The sequence below is a fragment of the Endozoicomonas sp. ISHI1 genome, from assembly GCF_024606225.1.
GTDB lineage: Bacteria > Pseudomonadota > Gammaproteobacteria > Pseudomonadales > Endozoicomonadaceae > Endozoicomonas_A.
In genome coordinates, this window is the sequence record NZ_JAGRPU010000037.1 from 36,132 (window position 1) to 55,078 (window position 18,947).

Here is an 18,947-nt window from a genome sequence, read left to right on the forward strand (position 1 = left end):
CGCACAATAGAAAAAACAACAATAAGCTGGCAACGGGGTTTAAGCTGGTCAACCTGGCCTGAATAGATCAGACCTTATTCGCAGAAGGCCTGACGTATTTAAGAACATTGTGGTTTTTTTGTCTTGCTGCCTCGATAAAAGTCTCATCGTGTTTAAGCCCGGACGCAACATAATTGAAGGCATAAGAGTTCTGTTGAATTAAGTCCAGCATATACTCCCGATCATTCAATAACGTTTCAGAGGCAAAATATAAGCAAGAAATTTGATCAGCAATTGCACTTCGCACGATTTCTTTATCGCTGCGTACATTTTCACCGGCATAACGCAGAGCTGCCGGATAAGTTGTGATAGCGGCCATGACGACCTCTTTATCGTCCTGAAGTCTTTGGCTGGCATAATCCAGATTCCTACCATCCTGAGTGACTGCGATCATGACAACGTTTTTATCGTCCTGAAGTTTTGGGCTGGCATATTCCAGCTGGTCACCATCCTGAGTCACTGCGGCCATGACGACCTTTTTATCATCCTTCAGTTCTGCACTCACATATTTCAGGTCATCTGGATAGGCTTCAATAGTGGGTAATACAACATCCTTATCATTTCGAACCCGTTCGCTGGCATACACCAGCCCATTCTGAAGCAGGATATTCCTGACCTTTTCTTTATCCTCCGGAAGTGGCTGACCCGGAGGAACATTAAACTCCAGTCTGGCATTAAAGGATGGTTTGATAACATAGTACTGACCTTCCAGATGAGGATAGACAGACACAAACAATGGAATAGCATGGTCCGGATGTACCAATAAAAGATGCTGTAAAAGTTCCCTGCGGGTATCCTCACCCATCTCACCACTCATGAATACTTCCTGAAGATTGTGCCTTGATTGACCTAACCGTCGAGGATGATCAATAAACTGTCGTTGGTGGTTGCTTATTAACTGGTCGCAACCCTCAGAAATATGGCACTGGACATAAGTGTAGAATTTCTCATCATAAAACATTGAGAAAAGGCAATGTTGAAAAGCGAATCTATCGGCTTCTGTCGCAATACTACGATTAAGGCGTTGTGCAAGCAGGTTAAAGTCCCACTGGTCTCCTTCAAAAATGGCTATGCTCTCCAATTGCAGATCCAGATTATACAGAGCGTTTAACGCAATGATCAGTTTTTCAAAGGCATCCTGCTGGGCTTCAAGTGATGTCATTCGGGAGCATTCGACGATAATTTCACCCGCTACAGCGTTGCAGCTTAGCTTCATGCTATCAGCCTGTTTATCCAATTCGATCACTTTCAGTAACTGCACCAAAAACCACATACGCTTTAACTTGCCTTCTTTACTGACACCATCAGGTTTATTAAATTGGTCAGAAAACTTCAGCCGCAGGGTTCGTCCTTTACCCCCCTCAGCATGCTCAAGCAGCTCAACAAGGCCCACATGACTTCCTAACTTCAGGTTAATAATCAAGGCATCATCCATACTGATGACAGTCCCGCCTCTTGGTGATTGTTCGATGGAAGTTTTGGCGGACGGCGTCAATAGCGGTGTCTTTTCACCCAAGCGACCCGGAGTCGTGCAATCGACATAGATGATGTTCTTTTTGATAGATATACTGCCCTGACCCGAAGCCAGAGAGACCGGTGCCAGCGCCTCTACAAAGCGCTGATGCAGGGTAAAAATCAGCTCATGGACACTTCGCACCTGATCAGCCGTATTGGGTTTGAGTGCCTGAAGATGGCATTGGAGCTGATAGCAGTCTTCTATCCATTGACGAAAACTTCGCCGGTATATCCGCCCTTCTTCACTGGCTCGCATTGGCTGAATGATACTCTTTAATACCGATCGGATGGTCTGTTTCAACGTACCGAACCGGCAGATCAATTGTGGTAATTCGTTCAGCAATTGATCAACCACGGATGAACGGCTTTCAATCGCCAACTGCAAGAATGCCCGGTACCCATGCAGCAGTTTTTCAGCCCCCTGAATCAGCCGGTTTACGTTATCTATGGTCTCAGCCAGTAACTTTGATCGTTGTGGCGACATGCTCAGTTTTATCGGGTTTGCTAGACAATCCAGTCCGCCACCGGGGGCAAAAAATGCCAGCAGACGGGCATTTTGATCTGTGAGCCATTGAAAACCGCTGGCGACCTCACAGAATGTGCCTTCAGGGGGAGACAAATCATCCCGTGACGGGACGGCTTTTGCTAACGGCACATCAGAAACAGCAGAGGACAGGCTTCTGTGACTGGCCAGTTTTTCGGTAATATCACCAGCCACAACGAAGGCACCAGATTTACTGTTAAAGCGAGCACAGGCCAGTGTCGCCTGCTGGCCATCCTGAGCGACCACTGTCTCATACTCACCGCCAGCGAGCATTAAGGGTGTTTTTTCCTGTCTCATGAGGATCGCTACATGATCATTAAACCCTCCTTCGGCAATAATAAAACCGCCTGCCCGTTTCAGGAACTCAGGCACAAGCATCCACTCTTCAGCGTGGTGGGCGACGACAATGGCTCCATCTGGCATGGCGACTGCGTCTTGTTCTTTGGCCAGCCAGATGGAGCCGGTGCAATAGCCTTCGCTTACGGCTTCGCCACTGGCCAGACTGTCTTCGGGTACAGGCATGGCAAAATCCATACCGCCAGAGAGTCGGGTAACGGGGCGTACCTGTAACACAAACGGGCAACCCTGACGATCGATGGCAAACTCCACATCCACCGGGCAGAACAACAGGTTTTCCAGCTTTATCACCATCTCCTTGAGTTCTGAAACCGTGTCATCACTGAGTCGCTGCCCGTCGCCGTCTGATGGGACATCCGCATCATGAATTCTTTTTTCCAGATAGCCGTTATTATCCGCGTTTTTGCGAAGGATGAAGTGGCTGGAAAACATCCCGGGAAAGTATTCCCAGATGTCAGCGCCTTCTATGCGAGCAATATCGATTCGGTGGGCCGTGTTACCGGACTGCCCTGCCACAACGCCTCTGGGTTGACCAGGTCCATACTCAACCCTGAGAGTATCATCCTGAAAGGATTGAAAGCTCGCGGCGACCCCACCATATCGGCAATCAATGCACTGCTGGATGATCAGTGCCATGGGTTGAGGTATACCTTCAGGACAGACTTCAGGCCGGTAACCTGACGCCATAACCTTAAGACAGGTACGCAAAACATCCTCTTCTCCCTGAACTTCAGAGAGGTATTTGCCCGCCTGGGCATCGCCGTAGTTATCTTCGTTGATACCAGAACTGCGGACAATCACCGGCTGTGATGTGGACTTTTCGTCCAGCTGACAGCGCAGATCCCTGATGTGTTGGGCTACTTCAGAGTCTTTAACCTGTTCGTAAAAGTCACTACTGGCAACAAATTGCGCCAGGCCCGCCAGCCATTCATCCTTTTTGCTGTGCTCTGAAGGTGGCAAGGTATTCAGGTGTTCCCGGATGTTGGTCAGGCTGCTCTCTGACCCCGGCACAGTGACAATCCCGGGGAGATAGCGCGGTAAACAATGGGTATCCAGGGGAAGTTGTTCAAGAGCGTTGATGATTCGGGCTGTAACACATTGGAACGATGGGACACGCAGTCCTATTGACTGCATGCGCTGCAAAAACATTCCCTTGCCCCCCAATTCTTTCCGGACGTGGGCTGAATAGCCAGCAGCCTGACCTGAAACAGATAAATGGCAGGTGCGCTTGGTGAGTTCCGTTTGGCAGATCGTAACGTCACTGTTATTACGATCACTCAGGTATCCTTTGTCTGAACTGTCAGTCCCGGTCTTCTGAACTGGCTGAGTTGCCAGAGTTTGATGAGCAGGTTTATTAAAACAAGCAGGTAACATCATGGTATCCCTCCTCATGTTAACCTTCATCCATGATTTAATCGCTAGCGCACAAATAAATTAGTTTACTTTTGACCATGATATTTTTATAAAGTTCACCGGTCAGCCAGAAGAACGCAATAGAAAGAACGTAGAAAGAACGGCAATAAGCTGGCAACACGGTTTGTTTGCACTGTCAGAATAGATAAGACCTTATTCGCAGATTACCAGACGTATTTAAGTACTTCCTGGTTTCTTTCTCTTGCTGCCTCGATAAAAGCTTCATCATTTTCAAGATCAGAAGCAACAAAATTGAAGGTGCAGGGGTTCTGTTCAATTAAGTCCAGCATATACTCTCGATCATTCAATAACGTTTCATTGGCATAACATAAACAATCAATATCAACAGCCATTGCGCTTTGAATAACTTCTTTATCGCCGCGTACATTTTCGCCGGCATAACGCAGAGCTTCTGAATAGGTTGCAAGAGCGGCCATGACGACCTCTTTAGCATCCTGTAGTTTTGGGCTGGCATAAACCAGGTTAATACCATCCTGAGTGACGGCGGCCATGACGACCTCTCTATTGTCCTGAAGCTTTGGGCTGGCAAATTCCAGCTGGCTACCATCCTGAGTAACTGCGGCCATGACGACTTTTTTATCATCCTTCAGTTCTGCACTCACATATTTCAGGTCATCTGGATAGACTTCAATAGTGGGTAATACAACGTCCTTATCATTTCGAACCCTTTCGCTGGCATACAACAGCCCATTCTGAAGCAGGATATTCCTGACCTTTTCTTTATCATCCGGAAGTGACTGATCCGGAGGGACATCAAACTCCAGTCTGGCATTGCAGGATGGTTTGATAACATAGTATTGACCTTCCAGATGGGGATACACTGGCACAAACAATGGAATAGCATGTTCCGGATCTATCAATAAAAGATGCTGTAAAAGTTCTCTGCGGGTGTCCTCAGCGATCTCGTCACTCATGAATACTTCCCGAAGATCGTCCTCTGATTCACCCAACCGTCGACAATGTTCAATAAACTGTCGTTGGTGTTTTCTTAATAGCTGGTCGCAGGCCAGAGAAATGTGGCAATTGGAAGTAATGTACAAACTATGATCATAAAACATTGAGAAAAGACAATGTTGAAAAGCGAATCTATCGGCTTCTGTCTCAATATCACGATTAAGGCGTTGTGCAAGCAGGTTAAAGTCCCACTGATCTCCTTCAAAAATGACTACCTGCTCCAATTCCAGATCCAGATTACACGAACCATTTAACGCAATGATTAGTTTTTCAAAGGCATCCTGCTGGGCTGGAAGTGATTTCATTCGGGAGCATTCAACGATAATTTCACCCGCTACAGCGTTGCAGCTTAGCTTCATGCAACCAGCCTGTTTATCCAGCTCGATCACTTTCAGTAACTGCACCAAAAACCACATACGCTTTAACTTGCCTTCTTTACTCACGATATCAGGTTTATTAAATTGGTCAGAAAATTTCAGCCGCAAGGTTCGTCCTTTACCCCCCTCTGCATTCTCAAGTAACTCGACAAGGCCAACATGACTTCCTAACTTCAGGTTAACAATCAAGGCATCATCCATAAGGACGACAGTCCCTTTACTCCGTGATTGTTTGATGGACGTTTTGGCGGACGGCGTTAATAGCGGTACCTTTTCACCCAGGCCACCCGGAGTCGTGCAATCGACAAAAGTGATGTTCTTTTTGATAGATATCCTGCCCTGACCCGAAGCCAGAGACACCGGTGCCAGCGCCTCTACAAAGCGCTGATGCAGGGTAAAAATCAGCTCATGGACGCTCCGCACCTGATCAGCCGTATTGGGTTTGAGTGCTTGAAGACAGCATTGGAGCTGATAGCAGTCTTCTATCCATTGACGAAAATTTCGCCGGGATACCTGCCCTTCTTCAGCGGCTTGCATTGGCAGAATGATACTCTTTAACCCGGATTGGATGGTCTTTTTCAAGGTCTCGAACCGGCAGATCAATTCTGGTAATTCATTCAACAATCGTTGGACCTCGGGTGAACAGCTTTCAATCGCCAACTGCAAGAATGCCCGGTAACCATCCAGCAGTTTTTCGGCCCCGTGAATTAGCCGGTTTATGTTATCTATGGTCTCAGCCAGTAGTTTTGATCGTTGTGGCGACATGCTCAGTTTTATCGGGTTTGCCAGACAACCCAGTCCACCATCAGGGGCAAAAAATCCCAGCAGGCGGGCATTTTGATCTGTGAGCCATTGAAAACCGCTGGCGACCTGACAGAATGTGCCTTCAGGGGGAGATAAATCATCCCGTGACGGGGCAGCTTTTACCGACGACACATCAGAAACAACAGAGGACAGGCTTCTGTGACTAGCCAGTTCTCTGGTCATGTCACCAGTGACAATGAAGGCACCAGACTTTCCGTTAAAGCGAGCACAGCCCAGTGTCGCTTGCTGGCCATCCTGAGCGACCACTGTCTCATACTCACCACCAGCCAGCATTAAGGGTGTTTTTTCCTGTCTCATGAGGATCGCTACATGATCATTGAACCCTCCTTCGGCAATAACAAAACCTCTTGCCCGTTTCAGGAACTCAGACACAAGCATCCACTCTTCAGCATGGTGGGCCACGACAATGGCTCCGTGTGGCATAGTGTCAGCCTCTTGTTTTTTGGCCAGCCAGATGGGCCCGGTGCAATAGCCTTCGCTGACGGTCTCGCCAATGGCGAGACTATCTTCCGGTATGTCCATGGCAAAATCCATGCCGCCTGAGAGTCGGGTTATAGGGCGCACCTGCAACACGAATAGGCAACCCTGATGATCGATGGCAAACTCCACATCCACAGGGCAGAGCAACAGGTCCTCCAGATTTGTCACCACCTTCCTGAGTTCTGAAACCATGTAATCACTGACTGGTTGTCTACCGTCGTTTGATTGAACATCTGCATCATTAATTTCTCTTTCCGAGTAGCCGTTGGTGTTTTTTTGCAGGATGAATTGACTTGAGACTTTCCCGGGAACGTATTGATAATGGCCAGTTCCTTCTTTGCGATCCTGACGAAAAATATCGATACGGTGCGGCGTGTTGCCAAATTGCCCTGACACCACGCCTTTGGGTTGACCGCGAGTGTACTCAACCCTGACGGTATCATCCTGAAAAGATTGAAAGCTCATGGCGACCCCGCCATATTTGCAGTCAATGCATTGTTGGATGATCAGTGCCATAGGTGGTGGTATCACTCCGGGACAGACTTCAGCCCGGTAACCTGAGGCCATGACCTTGAGGCAGGTTCTTAAAACATCGTCTTCTCCCTGAACGACAGAGAGGTATTTGCCCGCCTGAGCGTCGCCGTAGTTGTCTTCGTAGATGCCAGAACTACGGACAATCACCGGCTGTGATGTGCAGAGCTGACAGCTCAGATCCCTTATATGTCGGGCTGCTTCAGAATCTTTAACCTGTTCATAAAAGTCATGACTGGCAACAAATTGCGCCAGGCCCGTCAGCCATTTATCCCTGTTGTTTTGCTCCTCAGGTAGCAAGGCATTGAGGTGTTCCCTGATCTTTATCAGACTCCACTCTGCCTCCGGCTCAAGGATGATCCCGTGGAAATATCGGTCTAAACAATGGAAATCCAGAGGGTGTTGTTCGAGAGCATTCATTACCCGGGCTGTCACACATTCAAATGGCGGAACATGCAGATCAGCTTGCTTCATGCGCCACAAAAACATTCCCTTGCCCCCGAGTTGATTGCGGTCGGAGGGCGAATAGTGAGCAACCTGATCTGAAACAGGTAAACTGCAAAAGCGCTTGTCTAAAGGCGTTTGACTGATCGGAACGCTACCGGTGTCAAGACCACTGAAATACCGTTTGGATGGACTATTTTCGGCATCCTGTTTTAGATTCATTGCCGGGGTTTGACTATCCGATCTGTCAATACGTTCAGGTAACATCCAGATATCCCTCTCATGTTAAAGCTCATCCATGAGTTAATGACAAGCGCATCAACAAGTTACTTTCTTTTGACAATAATGTTTTTATAAAGTTCACCCGCCAGTCTGAAGCACATAACTTTGTCAGGATGAAAAATTGAGCATCCTGAACTTCTTACTTGGGTATATATTTAACAACTTCGCTATTTCGTTGGATGGCCGAATCGATAAAGTCCTGATCTTCTTGAAGCCTGTACGCAGCATATTCGAAAGCCTGAGGATTCTCTTCAATTAAATCCAGCATATACTCGCGATCATAAAATACCCTTAAACCGGCATATCTTAAGTGAGTGAAATCATCCGCTATTAAGATTTTAATCATGTTTTTATCGCTTCGGATTCTATGACTTGCATACTCGAAAGCTCCTGGATAATTCGCGATAGCAGCCATGACAACCTCATCATTATCTTTCATTCCCAGGCTGGCATATTCCAACAGATTACCCTCTTGAGCGACTGCGGCCAGGACGACCTCTTTATTACTTTTCAGTTCTTCACTCACATATTTCAGGTTATCAGGATGTACTGCAATGATGGCTAATACAAGGTTTTTATCATTTCGAGCCTTTTGGCACGCATATTTCAAGCCATTCTTCAGAAAGAAATTCCTGACCTTTTCTTTATCTTCCGAAAGTGACTGACCTGGTGAAACATCAAACTCCAGCCTGTAACTGTAAGATGATGGTTTGATAACATAATATTGATCTCTCAAATCGGGATAAACATCATCAACCAATGGAATAGCGCTTTGGGCATCTAACAATAACAGATGGTGTAAAAGTTCCCTGCGAGTGTCCTCACTGATCTCATCACTCATTAACACTTTCCGAAAATATTCCTCTGGCTTTTTCCAGCACTCTTCTAACTGTTGAACATAGTGAATAAACTGTTGGTGTTGTTTGCTTAATAACTGCCAGCAATCGGGAATAATCGTGAAAAAGTCGTAAATCGTTGCGAAAAGGCAATGTTGAAAGGCAAATCGATCAACTTCTGTCGTAACACCTCTATTAAGGCGTTGCTCAAGCAAGTTAAAATCCCACAGATCTCCTTCAAAAATGGTGCAGTCCTCTAGATAAATATCCATATTCTCAATAGAGTGCAACGCTGTTATCAGTTTTTCAAAGGCATCCTGCATCGTTTGGCGTGATGTCACTCGGGGGCATTCGACAATAATTTCTCCTGCTACGGCGTTGCAACTTAGCTTCATGCCAGCAGCATATTTATCCAGTTCGATCGCTTTCAGCAACTGCACCAGAAACCACATACGTTTCAACTTGCCGGGGGCATCAATGCCATCAATGAGATCAAACTCGTCAGAAAATGTCAGCCGCAAAGTTCGTCCTTTCCCCCCCTCTGCGTCTTCAAGCAGCTCGATAAGACCCATATGACTTCCAAGCTTCAGGTTAACAATCAAGGCACCATCCATACTGACGACAGTAGCTGGACGATCTAATTCTTTGAGGGATGCTTTGCAGGAAGGACTCAATAGTATTGCGCTTTCACCCGAGCCACCCGGAGTCGTGCAATCAACATAAGCGACTTCCTCTTCCCTGGTTAGCCTGCCCTGACCCGCGGCTAGTGTGACCGGTGCCAGCGCCTTTACGAAGCGCTGATGCAGGGCAAAAATCAACTCATGGACACTCCGCACCTGCTCAGCCTCTGAAGGGTTGAGCATCTGAAGACAGGATTGCAGCTGTTGACAGGCGACCACCCACTGACGAAACGATACCTGTCCTTTTTCAGAGCCATCCAGTGGCAAGATGACCACCTCTAACCCTGACCGAATGGTCTGTTTCAGCGTCTCGAACCGGTTGATTAACTGCGGCAATTCATCCAACAATCGCTCGACCCTCGGCGCCCTCCTGCTTCCCGCCAGTAGCAAAAAGGCCCGGTAACCCTCCAACAGGGCTTCAGCCCCATGAATGAGAAGATTTACTCTGTCCTTAGTCTGTGCCAGTAAGTTTGATCGCTGTGGCGACATACTCAGTTTCACCGGGTTTGCCAGACAATCCAGTCCGCCGCCAGGAGAATATAGCGCCAGCAATCGGGCATTTTGCTCTGTGAGCCACTTAAAGCCACTGGCGACCTGACGAAGTGTGCCTTCAGGGGGGGACAACTCATCCCGTGACGGAGCGGCTTTCGCCAATGATATATCAGAAAAAGCAGAGGACAGCCTTCTGTGACTGGCCAGTTTTCCAGTATGATCACCGTCCACAATAAAGGCCCCGAAGTTACCGTCAAAGCGGGCGCAGGCCAGCGTAATCTGTCGGCCATCCTGAGCAACCACTGCCGCATACTCGCCAGCGGCCAGCATTAAGGGTTTTTTTTCCTGTCTCATGAGGATGGCTACATGATCATTGAATCCTCCTTCGGCAATGACAAAACCACCTGCCCGCATCAGTACATCGGGCTCAAGCATCCATTGTTCGGCGTGTCGGGCCACGACAATGGCCCCGTGGGGCATAGAACCTGCCTCTCGTTTTTTGGCCAGCCAGATGGGTCCGGTGCCATAGCCTTCGCTGAAGGTCTCGCCAGTGGCCAGACTGTCTTCGGGTATGGGCATGGCAAAATCCATGCCGCCAGAGAGTTCGGTTACAGGACGCACCTGCAACAGGAACAGGCGCCCCTGACGATCAATAGCAAATTCCACATCCACCGGGCATAGCAACAGGTCTTCCAGCTTTGCCACCATCTCCCTGAGTGCTGAAACCGTGTCATCACTGAGTTGCTGACTGGTGTCGTCTGATTGAGTACCCGCATCATGAATTCTTGTTTCCGAGTAGCCCCTATTATCTGTGTTTTTGCGCAGGATGAAGTGACTTGCAACTGTTCCGGGAAAATATTGAGAACTGTCAGCGCCTTCTTTTTTGCGGGAAATATCGATGCGGTGGGGCGTATTACCGGACTGTCCTGCCACTGCGCCTCTGGGTTGACCGGGTGTGTACTCAATCCTGACGGAATCATCCTGAAAGGATTGAAAGCTCATAGCTACCCCGCCATATTGGCAATCAATGCAATGTTGAATAATCAGCGCCATGGGTTGAGGGATACCCTCGGGACAGACTTCAGGACGATAACCTGAGGCCATAACCTTAAGGCAGGTACGAAAAACATCCTCTTCTCCCTGAACTTCCGAGAGGTATTTGCCTGCCTGGGCATTGCCGTAGTTATCTTCGTTGATGCCAGAACTGCGGACAATCACCGGCTGTGATATGAAGGGTCCGTCCAGCTGACAGCGCAGACCCCTGACATGCCGGGCCGCTTCAGAATCTTTAACCTGTTCGTAAAAGTCATGACTGGCAATAAATTTCGCCAGACCCGCCAGCCCGTTATCCCTTTTGGTCTGCTCTGAAGGTGGCAAGGCATTGAAGTATTCCCTGATGTTCTTCAGGCTGGTCTCTGGCCCCAGTTCATCGACTATATCAGGACAATAAGGGGCTATACGAAGAGTATCCAGAAGGTGTTGTTCAAGAGCATTCGTCGTCTGGGCTGTAACACTTCTGAAGGGTGGAACAGGTAAACTTGCTTCCTGCATACGCCGCAAAAACATCCCCTTGCCCCCAAGTTGTTGCCGGTTGGAGGGAGAGTTGTCATTAACCTGGTTTAGTGGGGTTGAAATATGTATACGGCAGATTCGATTGGCTAGTGGCGTTTGACAGGGAAAGATAATGGCATTAAAGGAACTGAAATATCTTTTGGGTAAACGGTTAGCCCCGTTAGCTGGAATGAGAGTCCCGGTATTCTGATTTGGATTCGTTGTCGGGATTTGATGATTTGAACGATCAAAATGAGCGTGTAACCCAGACATCCCTCTGATGTTTATGTTCTTCTTCCAGACCGGCATCTGCAAGCACGTTGCCATATTAAGTGACCGAAGCCATGTCGACGCCCTTATCATTCTCTAGTTCTCCATTCACCTATTTCAGACCATCTTGATGTACCGAGATGATTGCCAGTACAAGTTTTTTATCATTTCGCAACCGTTGTCTGGCATATAGCGGATCATTAGCAAGTAATATCAAGATACCCGTCTCATGCCAGTATTCATCTATAATCCGACGGCTGTGCGTTAAGAAATTATTTTTATTTCGACAATGATGTTTTTATAAAGTTCAACCGTCAGCCTGGAACACACAATTTAATCAGGGTATAAAAATTCAGCCGTTCAGATGCCAACAAGAACACTCATGAGCAGACCATGACAGGCCCTGAAAACCAAAGAGTGAAGCACTCTTGCCGATAGAGACATTGTTCGGAAAACAGTCGGGACTTGATGCCAGACCCGGCTTCCAAAACAATAACAATGGTCAGCCTTTACAGCTCACCAGGTAAATGGCACTCTGAGCTCATGAAAAACAAGATCATCATTGCAGACGACCACCCATTATTCAGAGCCGCATTACAGGCAGCTCTGCGTCAGGGGCTGGAGAGCCCTGAAATTTATGAAGCCGGATCTATCGCAGCCTTGCAGAATATCCTTGAACAAGTGCTGTCTCCTGATTTGATCCTTCTTGATCTCAACATGCCGGGTGCTCATGGCCTTTCCGGCCTGATCTTTCTGAGGGGGCAATATCCTCAAGTCCCGGTTGTTATTGTTTCCGCTTCTGAGGATTCGCAGATCATCCATCGCTCCATGCAACACGGCGCCCATGGATTTATCCCGAAATCCTCGCCACTGGATGTTTTGAAAAATGCCGTGACCCAGGTGCTTGAAGGTGATAACTGGTTACCGGAATGGCTGCCCGAACTGCCAGAACAGGGTCAGGGATCAGAACTGGAACTAAAGCTCGCCGCATTGACACCACAACAATTCAGAGTACTGGGAATGATCAGCGAGGGACTGTTGAACAAACAGATTGCTTATGAACTGGAAGTATCAGAAGCCACTGTAAAAGCACATGTCACAGCCATTTTCAAAAAGCTGGGCGTTCGCAACAGAACCCAGGCAGTGATTGCCATGAATGAGCTGGAAATTGATCAGCCCTCCGCAGGTGATGACGGCCCATCTACCACTCACGCTTAATCTACTCATGGCTCAAAAAGGACTCTGGCAGGCGCCGTGAGCGATGACATCAAGGCTCTGAGTGAGGCAGGTTTGATCGGTTTTCCCATCAACTTGATATCCTGATCACGACAACGGTCACGAACACTGTCCTGTTTATCGGCAGTAATAAGAATCGCTGGCAGAAACAAAGACGACAGTTTACGTAATTCTCCGGTCAGCTGGATGCCATCCATACAATCATCGAGGCGGTAATCGATCAGCATAACATCTGGCAGCCCACACTCTTCGACAACCTTAAATGCTTCTTTCACACTACCGGCAGAATTGACCTGACAACCCCAGCGGGTCAGCAAGCTTTCCATGCCCAGCAATATTTCTGGTTCGTTATCAATGCAAAGTACCGTCATTCCACTCATGTTTTTTTTGGATGCCGCTCTTGAAGGAATCTGCCTGACTATTTTGGCCTCTGCGAGAGGCACCCGGATGGAAAAGGTCGTACCCGCATGCTCACGGGATCTCAACTCGATGGATTGATGCAGCACTGCGGCAATTCCACGGGCAATAGAAAGCCCCAAACCCAGCCCTTTTTCGCCCTGGTGTAGCCGCTCAAATTCTCCGAAAATAGCGGATTGCAATTCCTCCGGTATACCAGAACCATTGTCTCTGACCTCGATACACAGCTCTCCCGAACGCTCTCTGCAACACAGCATGACTTTCCCTTCCTGATCGTTACAGTAGCGGAAAGCGTTCGTGAGGAAATTCTGTAACACCCTTCTTAACAAAACCGGATCACTGTGTACCCAGACGGACTGCTGAACTACTCTAAAGCTCAGATAATTTTCCTGTGCCAACAAGTCGAACTCAGCTTTCAAAGGGTCCAGAATTTCAGCCAGCGGAAAGTCTCTGAAATTCGCCTTAAGCTTACCAGCCTCCAGACGGGATAAATCAAGCAGATCCTTGATCAGTTCTTCTGCAGATTGAAGAGAACTGTTCAGATGACTGGACAGTTGCTTGTGTTCAGTCTCCGTCAGACTGGAATCCAGAGTAGAAGCGAACAACCGGGCGGCATTCATAGGCTGCATCAAGTCATGGCTAACAGCGGCAAAAAACTTGGATCTCAACCGATTTGCCCGTTCTGCAGCCCCCTTGGCACTCATCAACTCACGGTTCAGGCGATGCAACTCACTGGTTCTTTCCTCAACCCTTTGCTCCAGACTTTCGTTGATTTCTTTCAGGGCTGTTTCTACCTGACGAAACTCGGTGATGTCAGTAAAGCTCATTACAAAGCCTCCGCCTGGCATCGGATAACCCCGAGTTTCAATGACCCGATCATCATCACGTATCCGTTCGGACTTATGGGCTGTTCCCTGCATCATATGATGGATACGCTTGCGAACATGAGTAGCCGCATCTCCGGGACCACAGAGGCCCATTTCGGCATTGTAACGAATGATATCAGCCACATCTCGCCCAACTTTGATCATCTCTTCCGGATAAGAAAAAAGTTCCAGATATCGCTGATTCCAGGCCACCAGCCTGAGATCGCGATCAACGACGCTCACCCCGATATTGATGTGTTCTATGGCACCGGTCAGCAACTCACGGTTAAACTGCAAAACTTCGGACGCCTCACCAACCACGGCTTCGACATCTTCAATTAATGCATTATCTCCCGTCAGTCCCGTTTTCATCACCAGCCTTGCTGAAGAAGCCCCCATGATGCCGGACAGCACCCTCTCTACCGTCGCAATCATTTCACTATCAGCAAGATAAGGGCGCTCCAGTGTCGTTTGATTGGCAATCAGTTTTCTGGCCTTCTCCACTCCCATATAACGACTTGCCAGTGACTCCAGTTCATTAACGGTGACGGTTATATCATCATAAAGATCGCCCTCGACCATCGAAGCATCGACAAACTTTCTGGCCTGCCGGCTTTCCAGTGGTGAAACCCTGAACAGGAGGCAACCGAGGATATAAACCAGAGCATTAATCACCAGTGCAAAAAAGCTCGCTCCCTGAAGGGTACCGGTCAGATCAAATCCAAACAGCGCGCCGGGTTTAAAGACCTCAATCCCAAACACGCCCTTCTCAAGCAGCGCTTTGTCCAACCAGCCGGACTGCACAAAGAGAGGAACAATCAAGGTGATAAACCAAACCAGACTACCTGCCACAATGCCTCCCGAGGCAGCTTTATAGTTGCTTTCCCTCAGATAAAGCGAACCCACTACAGAAGGCGCCAACTGTGCCACTGCGGCAAAAGAGATCAGGCCCAGGCTAGCCAGCAAATGATCTTCTCCGGTACTGATAACTCGATAGGCGATATAAGCCAGCAATAGAATTCCGATAATGATAGTGCGTCTTACATTTCTCAGCAGACCACTGAAGCGGTAAAACTCATTGCTGCCATGCCCTGAACTTCTGAGAATCAGCGGCATCATAATCTCATTGGAAATCATATTCGTTAACGAGATCGTTGCTACGATCACCATACTGATGGCGGCGGATAGCCCCGCCATGAAAGCCAGCACCGCCATGCTGTCGTTTCCCAGAAGCATTGGCAGAGCCATCACAAAGGAATCAGGCGATACCGTCTCCCCCAACCAGGTATTTCCGGCAAATGCCATGGGCAGTACAAATACCGCGGTCAGAAGCAGATAGACAGGAAACATCCAGCGAGCGCGGTTTAGATCCCTGATATCACGATTTTCCACCACCAGAACATGGAACTGTCTCGGCAGGCAGATAAAAGCCGCCATGGCGACCATAATTGGGGCCATCAGAGTCAAAAACAGACTCTCATCCGTGGGTTTAGCCAACGCAGTTTCAAAATGAACCAGTGGATCGCTGGCTTCTGTAAAAAATCGATAAGTGATCCAGCCTCCAACCACCAGAAAGGCAATCAGCTTCAATAGAGACTCAAAGGCGATGGCCAGCATGACGCCATGCTGATGTTCTGTAGTATCCAGTCTGCGAGTGCCAAACATAATCACAAACACAGCCAGCAGCAGGGTGACCAACAGAGCTGCATCCTGCTGCTGCCCGGGAGCCATGGCAGCGGGAGACAGAAGTTCAAAACCCATGATGATGGCTTTCAGCTGCAAGGCGATATAGGGCAGAACGCCAACGACCAGTAAAAGGGTAACCAGGATAGCCAGTCCCCTGGACTTGCCATGACGCGATGCAATGAAGTCAGCGATAGAGGTAATATTTTCGCGCTTGCTTACCCGTGCCAGCTTGTTGAGCAGTTTCCAGAAAAATACAAAGACCAGAATGGGCCCGATATAGATACTCGGAAATGACCAGATGTTCTGAGATGCCTGACCCACAGCACCAAAAAAAGTCCAGGCAGTGCAATAGACAGCCAACGACAGACTGTAAATATAGGGGCGCCATTTTTCTCGTAATTGTGCGCCTGCATGATCACCATACCAGGCTACCGAAAACAATCCCCCCACATAGAGAAGGGCTATGAGAGCCAACCACCATCCAGCCATACTTTCTTACTTTTTTCTAATTCAATAACAGAATTATTCTACCAAAGTCTAATTTCCTGAAGAAGGTATCGCCTTAAGATGACAATCAGGCATCACAATGCTAAAAACTACAAACACCCTATCAATACATTGCCTGAAGAAAAATTAGAATAACTCTAGGGATTCATTATGACTGAAGTGTGTGTGTACCCGGTAACTGAGGTTCAGAGAGAGAATACACTGGCAGATAACGAGCGTTATCATGAGATGTACCAGCAATCTGTCGTTAACCCAGAAAGGTTCTGGCGAGAACATGGCAAGAGAATCGACTGGTTCACCCCTTACACACAGATCAGGAATGTGTCGTTCGATCACGAAAATGTCGATATTAAATGGTTCTTCGACGGCACCACCAATGCCTCTTTCAACTGCCTGGACCGTCACCTCGACAAACAAGCCGATCAGGTTGCCATCATCTGGGAACCGGATGAAGAAGACCAGCCCTGTAAAGAAGTCACCTACAGAGAACTTCACGAACAAGTCTGTCGTTTTGCCAATGGCCTGAAGAGTCAGGGTGTTGGCAAAGGTGATGTTGTAGCCATTTACATGCCAATGGTCGTTGAGGCCATCGTAGCGATGTTGGCCTGTTCACGTATTGGCGCCATTCACTCGGTCATCTTCGGCGGCTTTTCACCTGAAGCTCTGGCAGGAAGAATAATCGACTCCAGTGCCAAACTGATCATTACCGCCGATAAAGGTATTCGTGGCGGACGCAAGATTCCCTTGAAAAACAACGTTGATCAAGCTCTTGAAAACCCGGCAGTAACCAGCATTGAAAAGGTCATTGTTTTACGACACACCGGTGAAGAGGTTAACTGGCAGGAAGGTCGTGATATTGACTGGCAGGAGCTGACTGCCACGGCTTCAGAGCACTGTGTTCCCGAAGAGATGAATGCAGAAGATCCACTATTTATTCTCTACACTTCGGGCTCCACGGGTAAACCTAAAGGCATACTTCACAGCACCGGCGGTTATCTGGTTTATGCCTCTATGACCCATCAGTATGTGTTTGACTATCAGGAGGGTGATGTATTCTGGTGTAACGCTGACATTGGCTGGATTACAGGTCACACCTATGTCACTTATGGCCCACTTCTGAATGGCGCCACCATAGTAATGCATGAAGGTGTACCCAACTACCCGGCCTGCAACAGAATCAGTAAGGTCGTTGACAAACATCAGGTTAATATTCTGTATACCGCTCCCACGGCCATACGTGCACTCATGGCTGAAGGCGATGCGGCTGTCGAAAACACTCACCGCTCCAGCCTCAGGCTACTGGGCAGCGTTGGAGAGCCCATCAACCCCGAAGCGTGGAGTTGGTACTACAAAACCATCGGCAATGAACAGTGCCCCATAGTAGATACCTGGTGGCAGACAGAGACAGGTGGAGCTATGTTGACACCGCTCCCTGGCGCTACTGATCTGAAACCCGGTTCTGCAACCCGCCCATTCTTCGGTATCAGACCCGCCCTGGTTGACAACGAAGGTCGTATACTCGAAGGTGAACAGGAAGGCAATCTGGTTATTCTCGATAGCTGGCCCGGACAAGCCCGGACTGTCTTTGATGACCATGAGCGCTTTATTCAAACCTACTTCTCCAGCTTTAAGGGTATGTACACCACTGGCGATGGCGCCCGTAGGGACGCAGATGGCTATTACTGGATCACGGGGCGTGTTGATGACGTACTTAATGTCTCCGGCCACCGAATGGGTACTGCTGAAATTGAGTCGGCACTGGTCTCTCATAAAGACGTCGCGGAGGCCGCTGTCGTTGGCTTTCCACACGACATCAAGGGACAGGGAATATACGTCTACGTAACACTAATAGCCGAGTCTGAGTACACAGATGAGTTCAAGAATGAATTAAGACACTGGGTTCGCAAGGAAATCGGCCCTATCGCCTCACCGGATATCATTCAGTGGGCTCCGGGCCTCCCCAAAACCCGATCCGGTAAAATTATGCGCCGAATCCTCCGTAAAATTGCCTCAGGTGAGTATGAAAACCTGGGAGATACATCAACACTGGCGGACCCTTCTGTTGTAAAAGCTCTCATTAAGGACCGTGCATTAGCGGGCTGACCTTGCTCCCGGGTTGATATCTTTAATCCCTCAAGGAGCTCTGCATCCCGGGGCTCTTTGATCCAATCTACATCTGGTTATTAACCGCAGCCTTTTAATCTTTTATTGACTTTAAGGATCATCGTCCATACTATGCGCTCCTCGTTGATGCGGGGTGGAGCAGCCTGGTAGCTCGTCGGGCTCATAACCCGAAGGTCGTCGGTTCGAATCCGGCCCCCGCTACCAACATACAGCAACAGTTGATGACCAGACGACTGTTGGACAGATTTTGGTGCGGGATGGAGCAGCCTGGTAGCTCGTCGGGCTCATAACCCGAAGGTCGTCGGTTCGAATCCGGCTCCCGCTACCAACATACAACAACAGTTGATGACCAGACGACTGTTGGACAGATTTCGGTGCGGGATGGAGCAGCCTGGTAGCTCGTCGGGCTCATAACCCGAAGGTCGTCGGTTCGAATCCGGCTCCCGCTACCAACATACAACAACAGTTGATGACCAGACGACTGTTGGACAGATTTCGGT

The 18,947-nt window shown here is 48.5% G+C and carries 6 protein-coding genes and 3 tRNA genes; 5 read left to right on the forward strand and 4 right to left on the reverse strand.

From position 1 onward, the window contains the following. Positions 1–67: 67 nt before the first annotated feature. The 3 genes from KBW69_RS18990 to KBW69_RS19000 all read right to left on the reverse strand — a co-directional run bounded on the left by KBW69_RS18990 (position 68) and on the right by KBW69_RS19000 (position 11,614). Positions 68–3,832: a DUF4116 domain-containing protein gene (locus tag KBW69_RS18990; RefSeq protein ID WP_257281887.1), complete on the reverse strand. Its 3,765-nt coding sequence runs from the start codon at positions 3,830–3,832 to the stop codon at positions 68–70. Positions 3,833–4,032: 200 nt separating this feature from the next. Next, on the reverse strand, positions 4,033–7,767 hold the full coding sequence (locus KBW69_RS18995) for a DUF4116 domain-containing protein (protein WP_257281888.1): 3,735 nt from the start codon (positions 7,765–7,767) through the stop codon (positions 4,033–4,035). Positions 7,768–7,921: 154 nt separating this feature from the next. Next, positions 7,922–11,614: a PEP/pyruvate-binding domain-containing protein gene (locus KBW69_RS19000; protein WP_257281889.1), complete on the reverse strand. Its 3,693-nt coding sequence runs from the start codon at positions 11,612–11,614 to the stop codon at positions 7,922–7,924. A 540-nt stretch (positions 11,615–12,154) separates the two neighbouring features. Here KBW69_RS19000 and KBW69_RS19005 point away from each other — a divergent pair. Beyond that, on the forward strand, positions 12,155–12,829 hold the full coding sequence (locus tag KBW69_RS19005) for a response regulator transcription factor (protein ID WP_257281890.1): 675 nt from the start codon (positions 12,155–12,157) through the stop codon (positions 12,827–12,829). A 5-nt stretch (positions 12,830–12,834) separates the two neighbouring features. On the opposite strand, the gene KBW69_RS19010 is transcribed toward KBW69_RS19005, so the two are convergent. Next, positions 12,835–16,305 carry a PAS-domain containing protein gene (locus KBW69_RS19010; protein WP_257281891.1) on the reverse strand — a complete coding sequence of 1,157 codons (3,471 nt, stop codon included), beginning with the start codon at positions 16,303–16,305 and terminating at the stop codon, positions 12,835–12,837. A 168-nt stretch (positions 16,306–16,473) separates the two neighbouring features. Between KBW69_RS19010 and acs the strand changes: the two genes are divergently transcribed. The 4 genes from acs (at position 16,474) to KBW69_RS19030 (ending at position 18,899) form a co-directional block, all read left to right on the forward strand. Beyond that, positions 16,474–18,426, forward strand: a complete 1,953-nt coding sequence (gene acs, locus KBW69_RS19015; protein ID WP_257281892.1) for an acetate--CoA ligase — start codon at positions 16,474–16,476, stop codon at positions 18,424–18,426. Positions 18,427–18,574: 148 nt separating this feature from the next. Continuing rightward, a tRNA-Met gene (locus KBW69_RS19020) sits at positions 18,575–18,651 on the forward strand. A gap of 47 nt (positions 18,652–18,698) precedes the next feature. Then, positions 18,699–18,775 (forward strand) — tRNA-Met (locus KBW69_RS19025). A gap of 47 nt (positions 18,776–18,822) precedes the next feature. Further along, a tRNA-Met gene (locus KBW69_RS19030) sits at positions 18,823–18,899 on the forward strand. Positions 18,900–18,947: the final 48 nt, after the last annotated feature.

Excerpts from the sequence above, each read along its gene's own strand:
- KBW69_RS18990 (WP_257281887.1), bottom strand. The coding sequence starts at position 3,832 with ATGATGTTACCTGCTTGTTTTAATAAACCTGCTCATCAAACTCTGGCA.
- KBW69_RS18995 (WP_257281888.1), bottom strand. The coding sequence starts at position 7,767 with ATGTTACCTGAACGTATTGACAGATCGGATAGTCAAACCCCGGCAATG.
- KBW69_RS19000 (WP_257281889.1), bottom strand. The coding sequence starts at position 11,614 with ATGTCTGGGTTACACGCTCATTTTGATCGTTCAAATCATCAAATCCCG.
- KBW69_RS19005 (WP_257281890.1), top strand. The coding sequence starts at position 12,155 with ATGAAAAACAAGATCATCATTGCAGACGACCACCCATTATTCAGAGCC.
- KBW69_RS19010 (WP_257281891.1), bottom strand. The coding sequence starts at position 16,305 with ATGGCTGGATGGTGGTTGGCTCTCATAGCCCTTCTCTATGTGGGGGGA.
- acs (WP_257281892.1), top strand. The coding sequence starts at position 16,474 with ATGACTGAAGTGTGTGTGTACCCGGTAACTGAGGTTCAGAGAGAGAAT.